We start from the raw sequence: 19460 nt of genomic DNA on the forward strand, positions 1-19460 counted from the left end.
GGCGAGGGATTAAGCTCACAAGGGTTGACGCAAAGCCCGTTACAGAAGATCGCATAATGTATCAACGGGAACACGGTTATGGAGTTGCGGCGCTTCAGAGAGGGTAGGCGGACTCCTTCGAACCTAAAGCGAGAGAATGTGGGGCTTTAGAACGTCCACGGTTTCCGTGAGGCCGTTTGCCTCCATATCCAAAAGAAGGACCTCGGCGGTTCTTTCCGGCCTTCTGAAGCGCTCTCTCATGCGTCTGATCGCTGCTACCGCTCTACCGGTATCCAAGGCAATTGTATCAGCGATAAAGGCATCGGCCGACCTCGCTTCAAGGTTCAACCGGCGGAGCAATTCCTCGGGGAAGTCTCTCAGATTATCGGTCACAATTACAGCAGCCTGCGTCTTCAGAGCAGCTGCAACTACATGCGCGTCGTTTTCGTCGGGGAGACCCTCGCAAGCGGAGAGAAACTGATCAAAATCAACGATCATCGCTTCCTCGAATGCAGCCTCCATGCTTGCTCTTGCGCGCGATGCACGTGTGGTGGCGTCGGCGACGTCCTTGTCGGCCAGGATCTTTTCGATGGCCTTCTGGGTCTCATCAAGAATAATTGCGGACCAGCGGAGGCGGAAGAATTCCGCTTCCGCAAGAGCCAGCAGCAAGTTTCGCTTTAGTGCACTTGCGAGGTGCAGGCGTCGACGAAGGCGGTGAAGCGATTAGCGAACAAGCTTACAGATGCTCCGCGTCCAACTCGGCAAGTTCTGCAAGGGCATTACTCCGCTTCTCGTCGCGTTCCTTCTTGTATTTGAACAGTTGATCGGCCTGAATCCTTCGATGTCGACCAACAAGGGAGTAATCGATCTCGCCCTTATCGAGGAGGGAAATCAGGAACGGCCGCGATACATTGAGAATATCCGCCGCTTGTTGCGTCGTCAGCATCTTGCTGACGGGAACGAGCGTCACCGCGTCACCTTTGCCGATATGACGCAACAGCTCCATTAGGAGGCTGGACAGAGCTGGGGTGAGGGTAATCTCCGTTGGCTGCTGCGTCTCATCGTCGAGCACGCGCAATTTTGCGTCGCCGGTAGCATGAGCCGCCAGTATCTTCCGCAGGTGGTTCGCGGCAGCTTTTTCGGAGGCCGACGGCAGGCGCCCGCCCAGTTCCTGGGCTGCTGCTGGAACTGTCATTTTGAAAACCCTCCATTTGAACCCAATTCTACCTTATATTCGAAGCAGACGCAATAAACGAAATAAATGAAAGTACCCGCAGCTCTCAGAGCAGGCTCAACACCGGCTTTGTTGCTGTCCAATTTGCTGGGCGTGGTGCTTTGCCCGCTCCTGCTCGCCGCGATGCTTCACACCGGCGGCGCGGGCAACCCGGCCGACGCGTCTGGAAGATTGCACAGCAAATCCTTCTGCCGTTTTTCCTGGGGCAATTGCTGCGGCCGTTGTTGGCGGACTTTCTAAATCAGAACAAGCAAGCCACCATGATCGTCGACCGCGGCTCGATCTACTGATCGTCTATTCCGCCTTCTCGGCCGGTGTTGTCGCAGGAATCTGGAATCGTCTTTCTTGGTCCGACATCACGCTTCTGATCGCTCTTTGCATTCTATTCCTCGGCGTCGTAATGGCCGTCGTCCTCACGGCGGGCCGGTTGGCTGGTACGCCAAGGTCTGATCGCCTGGCGCTACTGTTTTGTGGCTCGACCAAGAGCCTCGCGACCGGGCTGCCTATGGCCGGCATTCTTTTCGATACAGCCGACATAGCCCTTATTATACTCCCGTTGATGCTATTTCATTTGATTCAGCTGTTGGTGCTGGCCGTCGCTACCCAGCGCAGTGCCATACCCTATCAGGCAGGCTAGCATTGGGCAGGTTAGAAAACTAAGACACCTGGAGTGGACCGCTGAACTATGCGTCAGGAGCCCGGCTCATCGGACTGGAAGGGAGAACTCGGCTTGCAACCAAACAGCGTAGCTCATAGCGTAACGAGGAACATCATGCTGGAGCTCGACACTGGGTCTGCGGTTTCGCGTCTCGCCCCAATGCATAAAGAGGAGGGTTCTTTTGCGCTATATTCGTCCTAGTTCAATAGAAGATGCCGTTGGTCTCTTGGCGGAAGCGGCAGGCAAGGCAGCCGTTCTGGCCGGCGGAAGTGATCTGCTGGTGAGAATGAAGGGGGGCTTCATCGAACCCGAGCTCATCATCGACATCAAAGCTATAGACGCCCTGAGACACATAACTGAAAGCGAGGATGGTTTCGTCATCGGCGCTGCGGTGCCTTGCGCGGTCCTCGGCGAGAATGCAGCGCTCCGGCGGGCGTGGCTCGGCGTGGTGGAAGGCGCCAATCTTATCGGTTCCAAGCAAGTGCAGGGGCGTTGCACCATCGTCGGAAATCTCTGCAACGCATCGCCTGCGGCCGACAGCGTGCCCGCGCTGGTGGCGGCCGGTGCAAAGGCTCTGATCAGGGGGCCGGCCGGCTCCCGCACGATCGCTGTCGAAATGGTGGCGGTCGGGCCGGGCAAGACGTCGCTTGCGCCCGGCGAGATCATCGAGGCCATTCTGCTCGACAAGCGCCAGCCGCGTTCGGGCGACGCCTATCAACGGTTCACGCCACGCACCGAGATGGATATTGCGGTCGTCAGTGCCGCGGTGAATCTCACTCTTGATGATCAGGGTGTCGTCCAGTCAGCGCGCGTCGCGCTTGGCGCGGCGGCGCCGACGGTGCTTCTGGTCGAGGAAGCGGCCGAAATCCTCACTGGTTCCCGCGTCGACGACAAGACGCTTGACCGCCTGGCCGCGGCCTGCTCAGGCGCCTGTCGTCCCATAGACGACAAGCGAGGCACTGTGGAATTCCGAAGGAAAGTCGCGGGAGTGCTGGCCAAGCGGGTCGCACTGGCCGCCTATCAGCGTGCAGGACAGAAATGATGGCAGCCATAGCAGTTTCAATGAACATCAATGGCGACAACGCCGAGTTTCTCTGTCACGCCGACGAGACGCTGCTTGACGTGTTGCGTGATCGCCTCGGACTTATGGGCGTAAAGGAAGGCTGCGGCACGGGCGACTGCGGCGCCTGCAGCATCATTCTCGACGATCGCCTGGTCTGCTCCTGTCTCGTGCTTGGGGCAGAGGCGGAAGGCCGGCGCATCGAAACCGTCGAGGGCATGGCGCAGGGTGACCAGCTTCATCCGCTGCAACAAAAGTTCCTCGAGCATGCCGCCTTGCAATGTGGCATCTGCACACCCGGCTTCCTCATTGCCGCAAAGGATTTGCTGGCGAAGAATCCGGATCCGACCGAAGAGGAAATACGCTTCGGTCTTGCCGGAAATCTCTGTCGTTGCACCGGCTACGACAAGATCGTGCGCGCCGTTCAGGACGCAGCAGGCGTGATGAGAGGAGCTTGACCATGAATTTTGATCCGAGCCACTCGAAACGCAGCTTCTCCTCCGTGGGCACCCGTCCCATCCGGCCGGATGGAGTCGACAAGGTGACGGGCCGCGCGCGCTACGGCGCGGACTTCAACATGCCCGGCCAGTTGGTCGGACGGATTTTGCGCAGCCCGCACGCTCATGCCATCATTCGCAAGATCGACACGACGATGGCCGCTCAGCTTCCTGGCGTCAAGGCGGTCTTGACGGCGGCGGACCTGCCCGACCTCACCAATGGTGACGCGGCGATGTATGACATTCTCGACAACTGCATGGCGCGCAAGAAGGTGCTCTACGACGGTCACGCCGTGGCCGCCGTGGCGGCAATTGATGCGCGAACCGCCAAGCAGGCGCTCAAGCTCATCGAGGTCGAGTACGAACTCCTACCGCACGTTACCGATGTTGACCAGGCGTTCGCCCCGGATGCTCCGCTCATCAACGACACGATCGTCACAACGGGCGTTGATCCCAAGTCAGATCGCCCTTCGAATGTCTCGATGCGGAGCCAGTTCGGGCATGGCGACGTCGACGCCGGCATGGCAAGGGCCGATTTCGTCGTCGAACGGACATTCAAGACCGAACAGACGCACCAGGGCTATATCGAACCTCACGCCTGCGTCGCAAGTGTCAGTTCGGACGGCACAGCGGACCTATGGGTTTGCACCCAGGGCCACTTTGTCTATCGCCAGCATTGCGCACAACTGCTCGGTATGGATACCTCCAAGCTGCGCGTGACGTCGTCGGAAATCGGCGGCGGCTTCGGCGGCAAGACCCATGTCTGGGCCGAGCCTGTCGCGCTCGCACTGTCGCGCAAGGCCGGCAGGCCGGTCAAGCTGGTGATGACGCGTGACGAGGTGTTTCGCGCCTCCGGCCCGACAAGCGCCACGTCGATCGACGTGAAGATCGGCGCATTGAAGGACGGAACGATCATTGCCGCCGATGCGACCCTGCGCTATTCCTGCGGCCCCTATGCCGGAGCATGGGCCGAGGTTGGCGCCATGACCGCATTCGCCTGCTACAAGCTCGAGAATGTCAGGACGGTCGGCTATGAGGTGCTGATGAACCGGCCGAAGACCGCGGCATATCGCGCGCCTTCGGCGCCGATGGCGGCGTTTGCAGTGGAAAGCGCCATCGACGAACTTGCCAAGAAGGTCGGCATGGATCCGGTCGATTTCCGGATCCGGAACGCGGCACAGGAAGGGACCAAGGCATCCTACGGTCCGGTCTACGGCCCGATCGGCATCGGCCCGACACTGGAGGCCGTGAAGAACCATCCTCACATGAAGGCACCCCTTGGCAAGAACCAGGGGCGCGGCATGGCATGTGGGTTCTGGTTCAACTTCGGGGGCCAGACGTGTACCGATCTCAACATCGGGATGGATGGCACAGTATCGCTTGCGGTTGGCACGGTGGATGTGGGCGGTTCGCGGGCGTCACTGTCGCTTGTGGTCGCTGAGGAACTCGGGATCGACTACGCGCAAGTTCGGACGGTGATCGCCGACACATCAAGTCTCGGCTACAACGACATGACCGACGGCAGCCGTGGAACATTCTCTTCCTCGATGGCTACCATTTCCGCCGCCCGCAACGCCATCAAGATCCTTCGCGAGCGTGCGGCACAGATGTGGGATATTCCTGTCGAGGACGTGACTTGGGAAAGAGGCCATGCCGTCGCCAAGGGCGACACGCACGGAAACCTTCCGAATCTGTCTCTGAAGGAGATTGCCGCGGCATCGGGCACCACGGGCGGCCCGATTGCGGGGCACAGTGAGATCGTCGCCGACGGCGCCGGCGTATCCTTCGCCACCCATATCTGCGATATCGAGGTCGATCCCGAAACCGGGGCCACCAAGGTGCTGCGCTACACCGTGGTGCAGGATGCCGGCAAAGCCGTGCATCCGACCTATGTCGAAGGACAGTACCAGGGCGGCGCCGCGCAGGGCATCGGCTGGGCACTCAACGAAGAATATATCTACGGCAAAGACGGCCGGCTGCAAAATGCGGGCTTCCTCGACTACCGTATCCCGGTGTGCTCGGATCTGCCTATGATAGACACGCAGATCTTGGAGATTCCGAATCCCAACCACCCCTATGGAGTTCGCGGCGTCGGGGAAACGTCCATCGTCCCTCCGCTTGCAGCGGTGGCGAATGCCGTGTCCAATGCGGTCGGCGTGCGAATGCTGCATATTCCCATGTCGCCGCCGCGGATCCTGGCAGCGCTCGAAGCGTAAGGAGGTGCGATGGTCGAGGTGACGCTCTGGGGCTCTCTCGCCGCGGCAGCTGAGGGCAACAGCAAAATCGAGATCGAGGCAAAGAATATCAGGGAACTGTTCGAGAGGTTGAGCGAACGGTTCCCTCGGCTCGAGCCGCTCATGGCACGAGGGATCGCGGTCGCAATTGACGGAACGATCTATCGGGACACCTGGTCGAAGGAACTGCCGACGGGCGCGGAAATCTATTTGCTGCCGAGGCTGGCAGGCGGTTGAAGGCGGGTCGCGAGAGCGCCCGTGTAGACGCGCTGTTTCAAGGAATTGGGTTTGCAGCTCAGGAACAAAACCTCAAAGCGACGGGTGCGGGCAAAGCTCAGGGGAGACCGCTCACAGGCCACTCATTCCAACCACGTCTGGGCGATGGATTTCGTTCATGACCAGTTGGCGACCGGCCGCAGGATCCGTATCCTGACGGTCGTCGACACCTTCTCGCGCTTCTCGCCCGTCGTCGATCCGCGCTTCAGCTACCGGGGCGAGGATGTCGTGGCCACACTGGACAGGGCATGCCGAACCATAGGCTATCCGAAGACGATCCGGGTCGCGAGTTCATCTCCCGCGACCTCGATCTATGGGCCTATCAACGCGGCGTCGAGCTGGATTTCTCGCGACCAGGCAAGCCGACCGACAATGCCTTCATCGAGTCGTTCAACGGCAAATTCCGGGCGGAGTGCCTGAACACACACTGGTTCCTGAGCCTTGACGACGCCCGCTCAAAAATGGAGGAATGGCGTAAGGACTACAATACCGTCCGCCCCCACAGCGCGATTGGCAATAAGCCGCCGATTTCGCTCATGAACGGCTCATCGGCAGCTTCCGCGCCCTGAGCCACCAACCCCGAAAGTTCCGGCTCGGGGCGATCCAAAGACGGGGAGCACCTCATCATTTCTGCTCCTTCAGCCAGTCTTGCAACTCCGCCTCGGCCCTCTCCAAAGCGCTATAGTTCAGCAGCTTGCGCAAGAATGCGACGGTGACGGCGCGGGCGCGAAGGTTGAACCGGCCGTCGAGGTGATCGTCGGCAGCCGCCTGGTAGACGTCAAGCTTTTCGTAGAGGTGCTGGAGTCGGTTCTGAACGCTGCGAAGCGATAGACTTCGGCGTTTCGCAATTGCCCGGTCAGTCAAGCCGAGCGCGATATCGACGAGGATCTCATATTCCGAATCAGTGAAGCTGTTGGCGCGACCGATACTTTTTTGTTGCAGCCCGCGCACCTCGCGGTCGATCACGCACTGGTTTTCGACAAAGATTGAACGGAGTGCCAGCTTTAGTCGCTCGTCGGAAGCGGACTTCAACACGTAGCCATACGCCGCTCCGTCGGGAACAATGCGCGAGACACCGCGGACATAGGCCTCATCCGAATAGTTCGACCAGAAGAGGATGCGCGTGTCAGGACGCTCTTTCCAGATGGTGCGCGCCGCCTCGATCCCGTTGCGGCTCGTCATCTGCAGGTCCATGACGATGTGCGCGGACTTATGATCACGGGCGAGCTGCTCGCCGACAATGCCGTTCTCCGCCTCGATGACGGTGTCGCATTCGGGCAGCGCCGAACAGACCGCCTCGTGCAGGTATGAACGGTGAAGCGGATCGTCCTCGACGATCAGTACCTTCATCGCTGGTCCCCCTTATGGCTGTGCCTCCGCGTCTGCTGCGGGCCGCTCCAGCGGCACCAAGACAGTAACCGTCGTGCCGCGATTTTTACGCCCCGGCCCAATCGCAAACTTCGCTGAAATGAGCCGCGCACGCGTCTTCATATTGTCGATGCCACCGCCGATGCGCCCACGAGCCCTTGCAAGCCCGCGCCCGTCGTCCGATATCTCGACGGCGAGCTGATCGGCTTCGAGCTTGAGTTGAACGGTGACTGCCATTGGCTGGGCGTGGCGAACCGCGTTGTTGATCGCTTCCTGCGCAATGCGGAAGAGAGCGATGCTGACCGTCGGTTCCAGGCCATCGAGGGCCCCCGCAGTCTCGTCGACGAGTGCCCACTCAATCGGCATGGCACTGTCGCGCACCGACCGGCCGAGATGGTTCTCGACTGCCTGAGCGAGACCGAAGAGCTGCAAGACGGAGGGTTTCGCCTGCTCAATGATTTGCCTCAGGTCCTGCATGCAATGATGGAGGCCGCGCGAGACGGGCTCAAGCGCCTCGCCGTTCAGCTCGCCAGCCCGGGCCAACCGATCAATGCGGCGCGACAGGCGCGTGAGGTCGGCGAGCGTCTGATCGTGGAGGTCCATGCCGATTCGTTGGCGCTCCTGCTCCAGGGCTTCGGTCAACTTCAACGCCCCCTGCCGCAAGCCTTCTTCGCGCGCCCGCGCTTCAGCCTCGACGATGGCCGATTGCTGCGCCTGTTCGGCGGCGCGCAGGGCGAAGAAATAAGGAGCCAGCAGGTCGGCGATAATGCGGGCCCGGGCGACGTCCTCCATTGTGTATATCCCCGGCTCCTGCGACGAACAGCTGAGTGCGGCGATGATTGTGCCTTGGACCTTCATCGGCACGTGCAGACGGCTGCGCAGGGACTGCTCGATAATCGGCCGCTTGAAGGCTCCCTCGAAGTGGAAGCGCGCATCATTGATGGCGTCGTCGGTCAGCAAGTACTCCACCTCACTCCAGAGGAGCGAGCGAATCGGACTGTTGACAACGGGCGCCGAGGCGACGTTTCCCCAGGCGGTGTCCATGCCGGTCTCGTAAGCCGTGTGATAATTGCCGTCGACCATCAGAATGCAGACGTCGAGGTGATCGTGCGGGATGATGTGGGCTACTTCAGCCGCGACGGCGCGAATGGCAGAACGGAAGTCAAGCTGCCCGGCCAGCAGTCGGGAAATACCAAGATAGTGATCGACCAATGTGGCCGGCGCCATGTGCAGCATGTCCGCAATTCCTCCCCGCGAGCGCTTAGTGCTCCTTGAAGCCGCGACCCGCTCTTCATTAAGCTCCCGACGCCATTGGGTGTCCTGCATAAACCCGCAACTTGTGATGCAGAACCCGCAAACGACTTGCCGTATGGCGCCTGTACAGGCTGCCCGTTCTCCCTCATCCTGCCACTACTGAGAGGAGGAAGCTCAGTGCAAGAACAATTTTCAGCCGACTGCGGGAAACGCGCAGGGGAAGAAGCGATCCGATCTAAGGACGGGTCCGAGGGAGGAAGACATGACATTTCGCAAGATGCTCCTGGCATCGGTGGCCGTCGCCTGCGCCGCCATGCCCATATCCGCATTCGCCGACACGACCGGCAAGAAGATCGCGCTTTCCAACAATTATGCCGGAAACTCCTGGCGCCAGGCAATGTTGACGAGTTGGGAAAAGGTGACGAGCGAGGCGGTCAAGGCCGGCGTCGTCGCCGCTGCCGACGCCTTCACAACGGCTGAGAACCAGGCAACCGAGCAGGCGGCGCAGATCCAGAACTTGATCCTGCAAGGCTATGACGCAATCGTCCTCAATGCAGCGTCTCCGACAGCCCTCAATGGTGCGGTTAAGGAAGCCTGCGACGCCGGCATCACGGTCGTCTCCTTCGACGGCATCGTGACCGAGCCCTGCGCCTGGCGCATCGCCGTCGACTTCAAGGAAATGGGCCGCAGCGAGGTCGAATATCTCTCCAAGAAGTTGCCACAGGGCGGCAACCTGCTCGAGATCCGCGGCCTCGCCGGCGTTTTCGTAGACGACGAGATTTCGGCCGGCATCCACGAAGGCGTCAAGCAGTTCCCGCAGTTCAAGATCGTCGGCTCGGTCCATGGCGACTGGGCTCAGGACGTCGCTCAGAAGGCCGTTGCAGGTATCCTGCCGAGCCTGCCGGAGATCCACGGCGTCGTAACGCAGGGCGGCGATGGATACGGCGCGGCTCAGGCGATTGCCGCAGCAAAGCGACCGATGCCTGTTATCATCATGGGCAACCGCGAGGACGAGCTGAAGTGGTGGAAGGAGCAAAAGGACGCGAATGGCTATGAGACCATGTCCGTCTCCATCGCACCGGGCGTCTCCACGCTCGCCTTCTGGGTCGCCCAGCAGATCCTCGACGGCAAGGAAGTGAAGAAGGACCTCGTGGTGCCATTCCTGCGCATCGACCAGGACAATCTTGAGGAAAACCTTGCCAAGACACAGGCTGGGGGTGTCGCGAATGTCGAGTATTCGCAGGAAGACGCCATCGAGGTCATCGAAGCCGCCAAGTAAAGCGTGCCAGTGCGCCCGCTCGGTTCTCCGGAACCGCGCGGGCAGTTCCCTTTGGAGCAAAGACGACATCAATGACGGGTGACACGCTGAAGGCGATGATCGAGGTCGCTGACGCCAAGGTGAGTTTCGGTGCGGTCAAGGCGCTCGATGGCGTGACGCTGGCGATCATGCCCGGCGAATGCGTGGGTCTCGTCGGCCACAATGGCGCCGGGAAGTCGACCATTGTCAGCGTCATCAACGGCGGCCTGACGCCAAACCAGGGCACCGTTTCCTGCGACGGCGAGGCGATCACGCGCTATGGCATCAATACCGCCCGGGGGCGGGGCGTGCGCTGCGTTTTCCAGGAGCTGTCGCTCTGCCCCAATCTCACGATTATCGAGAACACCCGCATTCTGCACCGGCATCTCGGCGGCTTTGGTTGGCGCAAACGTGCGAAGCAGGTGATCGAGGCGAGCCTCGACGCGGTCTTTCCGGGGCATGACATCGCAAGCGACAGCACCGTCGGCGAACTGACGATCGCCGAGCGTCAGATGGTCGAGATCGCCATGGCCTTCTCCAACGCCGGCATCGCGCCCCGGCTCGTCATCCTCGACGAACCGACGTCCTCGCTCGACGCCAGCCTTGCGGACCAGATGCTCGCTTATGTCCGTCGCTTCGTCGCCGCCGGCGGATCGGTGATTTTCATCTCGCACATCCTGCACGAGATTCTCACCACGGCGAATCGAATCGTGGTGATGAAGGACGGACGCGTGGTCGCCGAGCGGCCTGCCGCCGACTGGACAGAGCACAGCCTCGTCGAGGCCATGGGCAGCGTCGTGAGAGGCGAGGGGCGTCGCCGGACGATCCGGGATCTTGCGAAGGCGCCGGTCGTCATCGAGCTGGGTGGTCGTGGCATTCACTTCCGCGCGAAACGTGGGGAGATCGTCGGCCTTGCAGGGCTCGCCGGACATGGTCAGACGCGCATGCTGATGAGGCTGCATGCGGCGGCGAGCAGTGACTGGCTGCCGCGCAGCGAGTCGGCCGTCACGTTCGTCGCCGGCGACCGCCGCCTCAACGGTGTGTTCGAACTCTGGAGCATCCTGAAGAATCTCTCCATCGCCTCGCTCGGCGATCTTGCCAGGCGCGGTGTCGTAAAGGTGGAGGCGGAGGTGGAGCGCGGCGCCGAGTGGAAACGCCGAATCGACATTCGGACGCAGGACCTCGCTAACCGCGTCCTGTCGCTGTCGGGCGGCAATCAGCAGAAGGTGCTCTTTGCGCGGGCGCTCGCGACCCGCGCCCCCGTGGTGCTGATGGATGACCCCATGCGTGGTGTCGACGTCGGCACGAAGCAGGAGGTCTACGAGATCGTCCGCCAGCAGGCCGCGACCGGCCGGACCTTCGTCTGGTATTCGACGGAGATGGATGAAGTCTGCCTCTGCGACCGCGTCTACGTCTTCCGCGAGGGCGGGATTGTCGCAGAACTCGCCGGCGATGCTGTCAACGAACAGAACATCCTTGCCGCCTCGTTTGAGGGAGCCGCGGCATGAAGGTCAGGATTTCCGCGGACGCGATTCGGCTCACCATCCCGGCCTTTTCGCTTACCGTCCTGCTTGCCGCCGTGTTCTGGCTGCAGCCGCGCGCGATGAGCTATGTCGGGCTTAACCTGCTCTTCAACCTCGCCGTTCCGATCGCGCTCGCGACGATCGCGCAGATGCTCATCATGTCGGTCAACGACCTTGATCTGGCTATGGGCACCTTCGTGAGCTTCGTCGCCTGCGTGACGGCGACATTCCTGCGCGAAGCCCCGCTTGTCGGCACGCTCATCCTTGCCGGCGTGGTCATGGTCTATGCGGCGCTTGGTATTGTCATACACCTTCGCAACCTGCCGTCGATAGTAGTGTCGCTCGGGATGAGCTTCGTCTGGGCGGGCCTTGCCGTTCTCCTGCTGCCGGCGCCCGGCGGACAGGCGCCGGACTGGGTGCGCGCGCTGATGACGACGAAGCCGCCCGTCGCCCCCATGGCGATTATCGCGAGTATCGTCATCGCCATCCTTTCGCATCTGATCGTCATGCGCTCCTCTCTCGGTGTGCTGATCCGCGGCGTCGGCGGCAACCAGCGTTCGGTCGAGCGGGCCGGCTGGTCGGTGCTCGCCGCGCGAGCCGCCGCCTATGGCCTCGCCGGGATCTTCGCTGTCCTCGCGGGCATCGCGCTCGTCGGCCTCACGACGTCGGCGGACGCAAATATCGCGCTCCGGTACACGTTGCTTTCGATCGCCGGCGTGATCCTCGGCGGCGGCGAGTTCATCGGCGGTCGGGTTTCTCCAATCGGCGCCGTGATCGGAGCCATGACGCTGACGCTTGCCGGTTCATTCCTGTCCTTCCTGCGCATCGCGCCCGACTGGCAGATTGGCGCTCAGGGTGCGATCCTCGTTATAGTGCTGGCGCTGCGCCTGCTCCTCAACCGCATCGAGAGCCGGGAGAAGGGCCGATGAAGACGCTTGGCCGGCTTTCGCGAAAAGCCTGGATATGGTCGTGGATTGCGGCCTTCGTGGTCTGGTCCGGCGCCATTGTGGTGACAGGCGGCGCCAGCACGATCGGCCTCTCGCAGGCAGCGCTCACCTTCGCGGCGTTTTCCATCATCGTTGGCCTCGGCCAGATGTTCGTCATCACGCTCGGCCCCGGCAATATCGACCTGTCGGTACCGGCCACGATGACGCTTGCGGGCACGGTCGCGCTGAAGCTCATGAACGTCGAGAACGGCATGATCCTGCCGGGGCTGCTCATTGCCGTGCTTATCGGGGTCACGGTAGGCGTGTGCAACTACGCGCTCATCAAGGCGCTGCGCATCCCACCGATCATCGCGACGCTTTCGATGAGCTTCATCGTCCAGTCGGCAGCGATCTGGACCAATCGCGGGCTTCGCATAAAACCGCCGAGCTTCCTGGCGGATTTCACGACAGCCAGCACGCTCGGTATGCCCAATGTCACCATCATCGCGCTCCTCATCTCGCTTGTCGCCTGGTTCCTCCTCGAAAGGACGATCTACGGCCGCTGGATCTCGGCGATCGGACAGAGCACGCCGGCGGCGAGGATGGCCGGAGTCCCGGTCGACGGCACTCGCTTCATCACCTATGTGTTCTGCGCCGTGCTCGCCTCGCTTGCCGGTTATCTGCTCGCCTGCTTTTCCGGGGGCGCGGCTCTCAATATGGGTTCGGAATATTTGCTCATGTCGATTGCCGTCGTCGTCCTCGGCGGCACCGCGGTCGCCGGCGGCGATTCCAACGTGCCGGGCATTTGGGGCGCCTCGCTCTTTATGTTTCTCGTCGTTTCCATGCTTAATACATACGGGCTCGGTGCTGGCATCCGCCTGATCATGACCGGGCTCATCATCATAGGCGTCATCATGCTCGCAGGCGGCCGACAACCGGGTGTGCGCTAATTCCAGGACGGTTCGCATGGCTAAGAACCCCATTTACGAGATCCATGACCCGCGCTTCACCCATTTGATCGTCGGCAGCGCCCGTCTGGAAGAGCTCTATTCCGGTTGCCGTTGGGCCGAAGGGCCGGTCTGGTTCAGCGATGCCAATCACCTCATTTGGAGCGATATACCGAACCAGCGCATACTGCGGTGGACGCCGGAGGGTGGTGTCTCGATTTTCCGCCAACCGTCAAACTTCGCTAACGGCCACACGCGCGACCGACAGGGCCGCTTGATCTCCTGCGAGCACGGCACGCGACGGGTGACCCGTACAGAGCTCGATGGCTCGATCACCGTGCTCGCAGAAAGCTATAACGGCAGACGGCTCAATTCGCCCAACGACGTCGTAGTGCGCTCCGACGGAACCATCTGGTTCACTGACCCGACCTACGGCATCCTTTCGGATTACGAAGGCCATCGGGCGGAGCCGGAACAGGCGACCCGCAATGTTTATCGGCTTGATCCGCACGCCGGCGAGGTCGAGGCGATCGCCACGGACTTCAACCAGCCGAACGGTCTCGCCTTCTCACCTGACGAGCGCACGCTTTACGTAGCAGATTCGGGTGCGAGCCATGATGAGCGCCTGCCCCGCCACATCCGCGCCTTCGACGTGGTCGACGGCCGGGGACTGGAAAACGACCGAGTCTTCGCGTCGATCGACGACGGCATCCCAGATGGCATCCGTACAGATTTGGCGGGAAATCTCTGGTCGAGCGCTGGTGACGGTGTCCATTGCTTTGCCCCTGACGGCTCGCTCCTGGGCAAGATACTCGTACCGCAAACCGTTGCAAACCTCACCTTCGGCGGTCCGCGCCGCAACCGCCTCTTCATCGCCGCGACGAGGTCGCTCTATTCTGTCTATGTCGCCGTCACCGGTACGCAGGAGCCTTGAGAACGCGCATCATTCGGGAACAGCCAACTGCATGATGAAACGTCCACTACGGTTATTTACGGTCAGCGACGCCCTGACGCGTGCGGCCGCTCCCCTCCGCGCAGCAGAGAGCGGTAACTTCGCCGGCATTCACCGGTCTGCTGAATAGATATCCCTGAAGTTCGTCGCAGCCTGACAGCCGCACTACGGTTGCCTGCCGTTCCGTCTCGATGCCCTCGGCCGTGACAGGGATTTGGAGCGCGTTGGCGAGAGCGACGGTTGCCTGCAGCACGGCGCCGGCATTCTGATCTACTTCCAGCGCTGCCACCAAAGAGCGGTCCACTTTCATACGGTCGAACCCAAAGCGCCTAAGCGATCCGATGCTGGCATATCCGGAGCCGAAATCGTCCAGCGCAACTTTGACGCCGATTCTCTTCAATCCGTCGATCGCGCGACGCGCCTGTTCCGGATTGGAAATCAAAACACCCTCCGTCACCTCCACGGTCAAGCGGTGAGGATCAAAATCCGCAGCTTCCAGCGCCTCCTTCACCTGCTCAACGAAGCGCGGGTTCTTCAGCTGCAGCGGCGAAATATTCACTCCGAGACTGAGCGCCGGCCACGCTGCGGCGGCGTTCAGCGAAGTCGTTAGGACCTGCATGCCCAGCAAATCGATCATCCCTGCGCGCTCGGCCAGCGGGATGAATACATCGGGAGGAATCGCAACGCCGTCCTCCCTACGCCAGCGCGCCAGAGCCTCCACCCCGGTGACAGCGCCAGAGCGGGCATCAATCAACGGCTGGAACATCACCGATATGCCACCCTTCAACAGCGTCGCCCGAAGCTGGCTCTCCAGCTCAGCCTGTTCGAGTGCGTCGTCGTCGAAGCTGTCGTCGAAGTCGATGGTGATGCCGCGGCCGAGATCCTTGGCGCGATAAAGGGCGGTATCGGCGCGGCGCATGAGTTCGCCGGTGTGCACGGCGCCATAACCGGATACCGCAACGCCGACGCTGCAACCGATCTCAATCGATCGTCCGTCGATCTCGAACAGGCTTGCCAACGCCTCTTGGAGCCGCCCCCCGAAGCTCGGGACAAGCTCTGCACCGAGACCTTCGAGCGTCACTACCGCAAATTCGTCTCCGCCCAGACGTGCAGCAAACGCGCCCTTCGGCAAAGCGTCGCGCAGCCGGTGGGCAACGGCAACAATGAGCGCGTCTCCGACCGCGTGCCCCCAGGCATCATTAACAGCCTTGAACCCGTCCAGATCGATGAAGTGGAGTTTCACCTGCTTGCCGCTCTGTCGTGCCCAGTCGGAGGCGGCCGCAACGTTTTCAAGCAGCCCGGCGCGGTTCAATAGGCCCGTCAGAGGATCATGCAGTGCGCGATGGCGCGCTGCGTGTTCGCTGTTCCGCAGATTGCGAACGGTGATCCCACCGGCGACCCCAATGGAGCAGAGAAACAGGATCAGGATGCCGCCCGCTGTTTGCAGGTCGCCATCGACCTTCTCATAGCTTTTTGTTCCCGGTGCCATCGAGGGCCAGGTGAAGAACGCGACGTCCTTGGATGACACACCTTTGAGCGCGACGGCCAAACGTCCCTCAGCAGGCTTCAAATCGAGACACAGGCCGGCAATTGCAAAACTGTCAGACACCTCGGCCAGGACGGCGGGGGTAATCAGCTTAGCGAAGACAAGCACATAGAAACCTTTGGGGTCGAGCGCCTCGTCACTTTCGAATGGCTGGATCGCGGCGGCGCCGACGAGCTCAGTTCCCGCGGAGGAAAGCGCGAAATGCACAGGAACTTCGTCGGACATCCTCACGCGTCTCGCCGCGTCGATCAATGCCTGGAAATCGTCAAAAAATGCGTTCGGTGGGACCTCCATCGGAACGCCCTTGCGGTACGCCACGACGGGTACATTCCGGCTATCGACAACGATGGCCGTGTCATAAAGAGGATAGTCGGCGGAGGTCGACGCCCAGTTTTCGATGATCCAGTCGACGCGCGTGTCGGCGTTCACCTCGGCATAGGCATCGTCCCAGTACGCGTTGTCGCGCAAGGTAGCCGCCATTTGTTTGCGCAGGGCCTGCACTGCTCCCGACGTCGCTTGCAACGCTCTCTGGTCATCGATGCTATCTGCCGTCGTCGTGAGGGCAGCGATTGAGCCGGCGACCAGGCCGGCGAGCGCGGCTGCAACCAGGATGAAAACGGCGGCGACCAGCAGTACCAGCAACTGAGTGCGGCGGGTTTCCGAAAGTGTATTTCTGAGCATCGATGCTACCTGCCGAGATTTCCGTACGAATTCCCCAGCCGACTAGCCAGGGACGCAGGAGGCATCATGCCCGCGGTGCGCTGCGAGGGGAGCGTACATGCTGCTGTGCTAATGGAGGCTTAACATCCGGGGTTTGCCCTGGCATGCTGTTTCTGGGCCTACTGGAGGACGCCTGATGCTGGCGACGTCCCCAGTGGTGCGCCGTAAAGCGGCGCGGCGCGCCTGGCCCACGCTGGTGGCGACGGCATGCTCCCTGGCACCAAGCCGTGCCCTGGCTTTCGGCGCTCTGTTACGGACAAATTGATGGGTCGCGTAAGAGTCCAGCGGACATTGACGCGTCAGAATCCTTACTAGCGCGGAAGCCGCATAGGTGGTCCGACAAGAACATTTAGCGCACGACTACCCAAAGAGGTGAGAACAAAAGCGGAGTTAACTCGATCCGGACACGCTCGAGGCGAGTGCGGCTTGCAAGAGGAGGCGCGTGTCTACAGCCATTCGTCCGCGTCGCTCTCGATATTGCCTTGGAAGGGGCTGGTCGGGGCAGCTCCTGTAAACGCCATGTTCTTACAAATTGGGAGGAAGGTCGAGTTCACGCGAATTCCGATCCGTTCGCTTACAAAAGAAACTCGTAAATTAGATAGTTCTTTCACTATTTGGAAACCATCCGTCCCCATATTGAGACGGCGAGGCGACGCAATTCTCGTCCCACCTGCCATGATGGCAGCGGCCTTCGCTGCGCGAGCTCCTCGCATCATCAAACACATCGCTGCCCGCTCACGTCGAAGTGCCGGCACTCTCTGTTGTACGCAGCGGGTGACGAGCCGAGTCCGCGAGGGGCAACAACGAAAGCGATCGCAGCTCATATTCTGAGCTAGGAGGAAAGCACATGAAGGCAGTCGCATTCGGCTTCGGTTCAGACGCAAAAGCCGTCCTCAACGCAATGCATAAGTCACAAGCTATCATCGAGTTCGACCTGACCGGCAAGATTCTGGCGGCAAATGCAAACTTCTGCCGCGCTATCGGCTACGATGCATCGGAGATCATTGGTCAGCACCACCGCTTGTTCGTCGATCCGGCAGAAGCCTCGTCCTCGGATTATCGCGAGTTCTGGGCCAGGCTCAATCGCGGTGAGTTTGACCAGCGGCAATACAAGCGCATCGGCAAGAACGGCAGGGAGATCTGGATCGAGGCTTCCTATAATCCCGTCTCCAGAGGCGGCAAGCCTTACAAGGTCATCAAATTCGCGACCGACATTACGGCGCAGAAGCTTAAGGGCGCCGAGGATGCCGGCAAGCTCGATGCTCTTTCGCGCGCCCAGGCCATGATCGAGTTCACCCCGCAAGGCGAGATCCTGACGGCGAACGAGAACTTCCTTTCGGCTCTTGGCTATCAGCTCTCGGAAATTCAAGGCCGCCATCATTCTATGTTCTGCGACAGCGCCTATTCGAGCAGTGATGACTATCGCCGTTTCTGGCTGCGTCTGGCCGGCGGCGAATTCGTCGCCGACGAATTCATGCGCATCGGCAAGGGCGGGAAAAGGATCTATATCCAAGCCTCCTACAATCCCATCTTCGATATGAACGGCAAGGTCTTCAAGGTCGTCAAGTTCGCGACGGATGTCACCGCTCGCGTCAACAATGTCGATCAGTTGGCTGATGCCCTCAAAAGACTCTCCGACGGCGATCTGACGCAGAACCTGAGCATGCCGTTCATACCCACGTTGGAGAAATTGCGCATCGACTTCAACGCCGCAGTGGAAAAACTGCGCGCGGCAATGCAGACGGTGGCTGAGAACGCGAACGCCATCGCCGCGGGCTCTCAGCAGGTTCGCTCGGCCTCCGACGATCTGTCCCGCCGAACAGAGCAGCAGGCGGCGTCAGTGGAGGAGACGGCAGCCGCCCTCGAGGAGATCACGACTACGGTGAGCGATACCAGTCGCCGCGCAGAGGAGGCCGGCGAGCTTGTGCGCAAGACGCGGGAAAATGCGGAGCATTCCGGTGCGGTTGTGCGCAAGGCCATTGAAGCGATGGGCAAGATCGAGACCTCCTCGTCGGAGATCTCTAATATCATAGGCGTCATCGACGAGATCGCCTTCCAGACCAATCTCCTGGCGCTCAATGCCGGCGTCGAGGCTGCCCGCGCGGGGGATGCCGGAAAGGGCTTCGCCGTCGTCGCGCAGGAGGTGCGCGAACTTGCCCAACGGTCTGCCAAGGCTGCCAAGGAGATCAAGGACCTGATTAACGATTCCAACGCCCACGTTAAGAATGGAGTGGCGCTGGTAGGCGAGACGGGAACCGCGCTCAATACCATCGTATCCCAGGTGCAGCAGGTAAACGGCAATGTCGGGGCCATTGTGGAAGCAGCCAGGGAGCAGGCAACCGGGATCAAGGAAATCAACCAGGCGGTCAACACCATGGATCAAGGTACGCAGCAGAATGCTGCCATGGTTGAAGAATCGACGGCCGCCGCCCACAGCCTGGCGAAAGAGGCTGAGTCGCTCTTCGAACTGCTTGGGCAGTTCAAGATCGGAAGTGGCACGGCTTCGCGTCAGACACGGATCGCCGAGGCAACTGCCACCTCCCGATCTGTCATATCGCCGGCCCGGTCTGTGGCAGCCAAGGTGGCGGCTGCCTTTCACGGCAATGCCGCGGTTGCACATGGCGGCTGGGAGTCATTCTAAGAGCGGGACGAAAGGCCCGCTATCCCCCCGGAGCGGTCGTCCGCTGAAAATAGCTGAACGACCGCTGTGGGCGGATACTGTTGAAAAAGTCCGTATCTACATCATTTGATTCCTTGGAGGGGGTCGTAGAAGCCGACATAGAAAATTGATGTAGGGGAAGCTGCCAATTCTGCGTTCAACTAGCGTGTGGGCCGTGTAGGGGAAGTGAGGCAGCATCAAGCGGCAACATTTGCTCAGATCGCGAATTGGCCGACTTTTGAGTAAGGCCCGATTTTTTACTTTTTCATCATGGGGTAATGGGCAGCAGCTCTTCTTGGAGACCGCTATGATCGGCTCCGTCATCGAAAG

15 protein-coding genes and 1 pseudogene are annotated in these 19460 nt (G+C 60.9%); 11 read left to right on the top strand and 5 right to left on the bottom strand.

Annotated features, from left to right (window positions below; genetic code table 11):
• Positions 1–123: 123 nt before the first annotated feature.
• Together CO676_RS32445 and CO676_RS32450 are read right to left on the bottom strand one after the other, a co-directional pair.
• Positions 124–648, bottom strand: coding sequence for a PIN domain-containing protein (locus CO676_RS32445; RefSeq protein ID WP_245424604.1), 525 nt, complete (start codon positions 646–648; stop codon positions 124–126).
• A 67-nt stretch (positions 649–715) separates the two neighbouring features.
• A complete protein-coding gene (locus CO676_RS32450; RefSeq protein ID WP_097524100.1) occupies positions 716–1174 on the bottom strand; it encodes a helix-turn-helix domain-containing protein in 459 nt (152 codons plus the stop codon).
• Between the two features lie 878 nt (positions 1175–2052).
• On the opposite strand from CO676_RS32450, the gene CO676_RS32460 reads away from it, so the two are divergent.
• The 5 genes and pseudogenes from CO676_RS32460 to CO676_RS32480 form a co-directional block, all read left to right on the top strand.
• Positions 2053–2913: a xanthine dehydrogenase family protein subunit M gene (locus tag CO676_RS32460; RefSeq protein ID WP_097524102.1), complete on the top strand. Its 861-nt coding sequence runs from the start codon at positions 2053–2055 to the stop codon at positions 2911–2913.
• Positions 2913–3389 (top strand): (2Fe-2S)-binding protein, encoded by a 477-nt coding sequence (locus CO676_RS32465; RefSeq protein WP_097524114.1) that lies wholly within the window; start codon positions 2913–2915, stop codon positions 3387–3389. Before CO676_RS32460 ends, CO676_RS32465 begins: the two co-directional genes overlap by 1 nt.
• A gap of 2 nt (positions 3390–3391) precedes the next feature.
• The gene (locus CO676_RS32470; RefSeq protein ID WP_097524103.1) at positions 3392–5644 is read left to right on the top strand and encodes a xanthine dehydrogenase family protein molybdopterin-binding subunit; all 2253 of its coding nucleotides are present in this window, start codon (positions 3392–3394) and stop codon (positions 5642–5644) included.
• A 9-nt stretch (positions 5645–5653) separates the two neighbouring features.
• Positions 5654–5899 carry a MoaD/ThiS family protein gene (locus CO676_RS32475; protein ID WP_097524104.1) on the top strand — a complete coding sequence of 82 codons (246 nt, stop codon included), beginning with the start codon at positions 5654–5656 and terminating at the stop codon, positions 5897–5899.
• Between the two features lie 30 nt (positions 5900–5929).
• Positions 5930–6507: pseudogene (locus CO676_RS32480) on the top strand (integrase core domain-containing protein); the annotation flags it as partial.
• Between the two features lie 55 nt (positions 6508–6562).
• Here CO676_RS32480 and CO676_RS32485 read toward each other — a convergent pair.
• Entirely contained in the window at positions 6563–7288 is a 726-nt protein-coding gene (locus tag CO676_RS32485) for a response regulator transcription factor (protein WP_097524105.1), read from the bottom strand.
• Positions 7289–7300: 12 nt separating this feature from the next.
• Complete coding sequence (locus CO676_RS32490) at positions 7301–8542, bottom strand: sensor histidine kinase (RefSeq protein ID WP_097524106.1); 1242 nt, start codon at positions 8540–8542, stop codon at positions 7301–7303.
• A gap of 280 nt (positions 8543–8822) precedes the next feature.
• Between CO676_RS32490 and CO676_RS32495 the strand changes: the two genes are divergently transcribed.
• From CO676_RS32495 to CO676_RS32515, 5 genes are all read left to right on the top strand, one after another.
• Positions 8823–9839: an ABC transporter substrate-binding protein gene (locus CO676_RS32495; protein ID WP_097524107.1), complete on the top strand. Its 1017-nt coding sequence runs from the start codon at positions 8823–8825 to the stop codon at positions 9837–9839.
• Between the two features lie 71 nt (positions 9840–9910).
• The gene (locus tag CO676_RS32500) at positions 9911–11365 is read left to right on the top strand and encodes a sugar ABC transporter ATP-binding protein (RefSeq protein WP_097524108.1); all 1455 of its coding nucleotides are present in this window, start codon (positions 9911–9913) and stop codon (positions 11363–11365) included.
• Entirely contained in the window at positions 11362–12309 is a 948-nt protein-coding gene (locus CO676_RS32505; RefSeq protein ID WP_097524109.1) for an ABC transporter permease, read from the top strand. The genes CO676_RS32500 and CO676_RS32505 overlap by 4 nt, the downstream gene beginning before the upstream one ends.
• On the top strand, positions 12306–13256 hold the full coding sequence (locus CO676_RS32510; RefSeq protein ID WP_097524110.1) for an ABC transporter permease: 951 nt from the start codon (positions 12306–12308) through the stop codon (positions 13254–13256). Before CO676_RS32505 ends, CO676_RS32510 begins: the two co-directional genes overlap by 4 nt.
• Before the next feature lie 16 nt (positions 13257–13272).
• A complete protein-coding gene (locus CO676_RS32515; RefSeq protein ID WP_097524111.1) occupies positions 13273–14187 on the top strand; it encodes an SMP-30/gluconolactonase/LRE family protein in 915 nt (304 codons plus the stop codon).
• A 52-nt stretch (positions 14188–14239) separates the two neighbouring features.
• Here the strand turns inward: CO676_RS32515 and CO676_RS32520 are convergent, their stop codons facing one another.
• The gene (locus tag CO676_RS32520) at positions 14240–16432 is read right to left on the bottom strand and encodes an EAL domain-containing protein (RefSeq protein ID WP_097524112.1); all 2193 of its coding nucleotides are present in this window, start codon (positions 16430–16432) and stop codon (positions 14240–14242) included.
• A gap of 886 nt (positions 16433–17318) precedes the next feature.
• Here CO676_RS32520 and CO676_RS32525 point away from each other — a divergent pair.
• A complete protein-coding gene (locus tag CO676_RS32525) occupies positions 17319–19112 on the top strand; it encodes a PAS domain-containing methyl-accepting chemotaxis protein (protein WP_097524113.1) in 1794 nt (597 codons plus the stop codon).
• Positions 19113–19460 lie beyond the last annotated feature (348 nt).

Origin of the sequence: Sinorhizobium sp. BJ1 (genome assembly GCF_002531555.1) — a bacterium.
GTDB lineage: Bacteria > Pseudomonadota > Alphaproteobacteria > Rhizobiales > Rhizobiaceae > Sinorhizobium > Sinorhizobium fredii_B.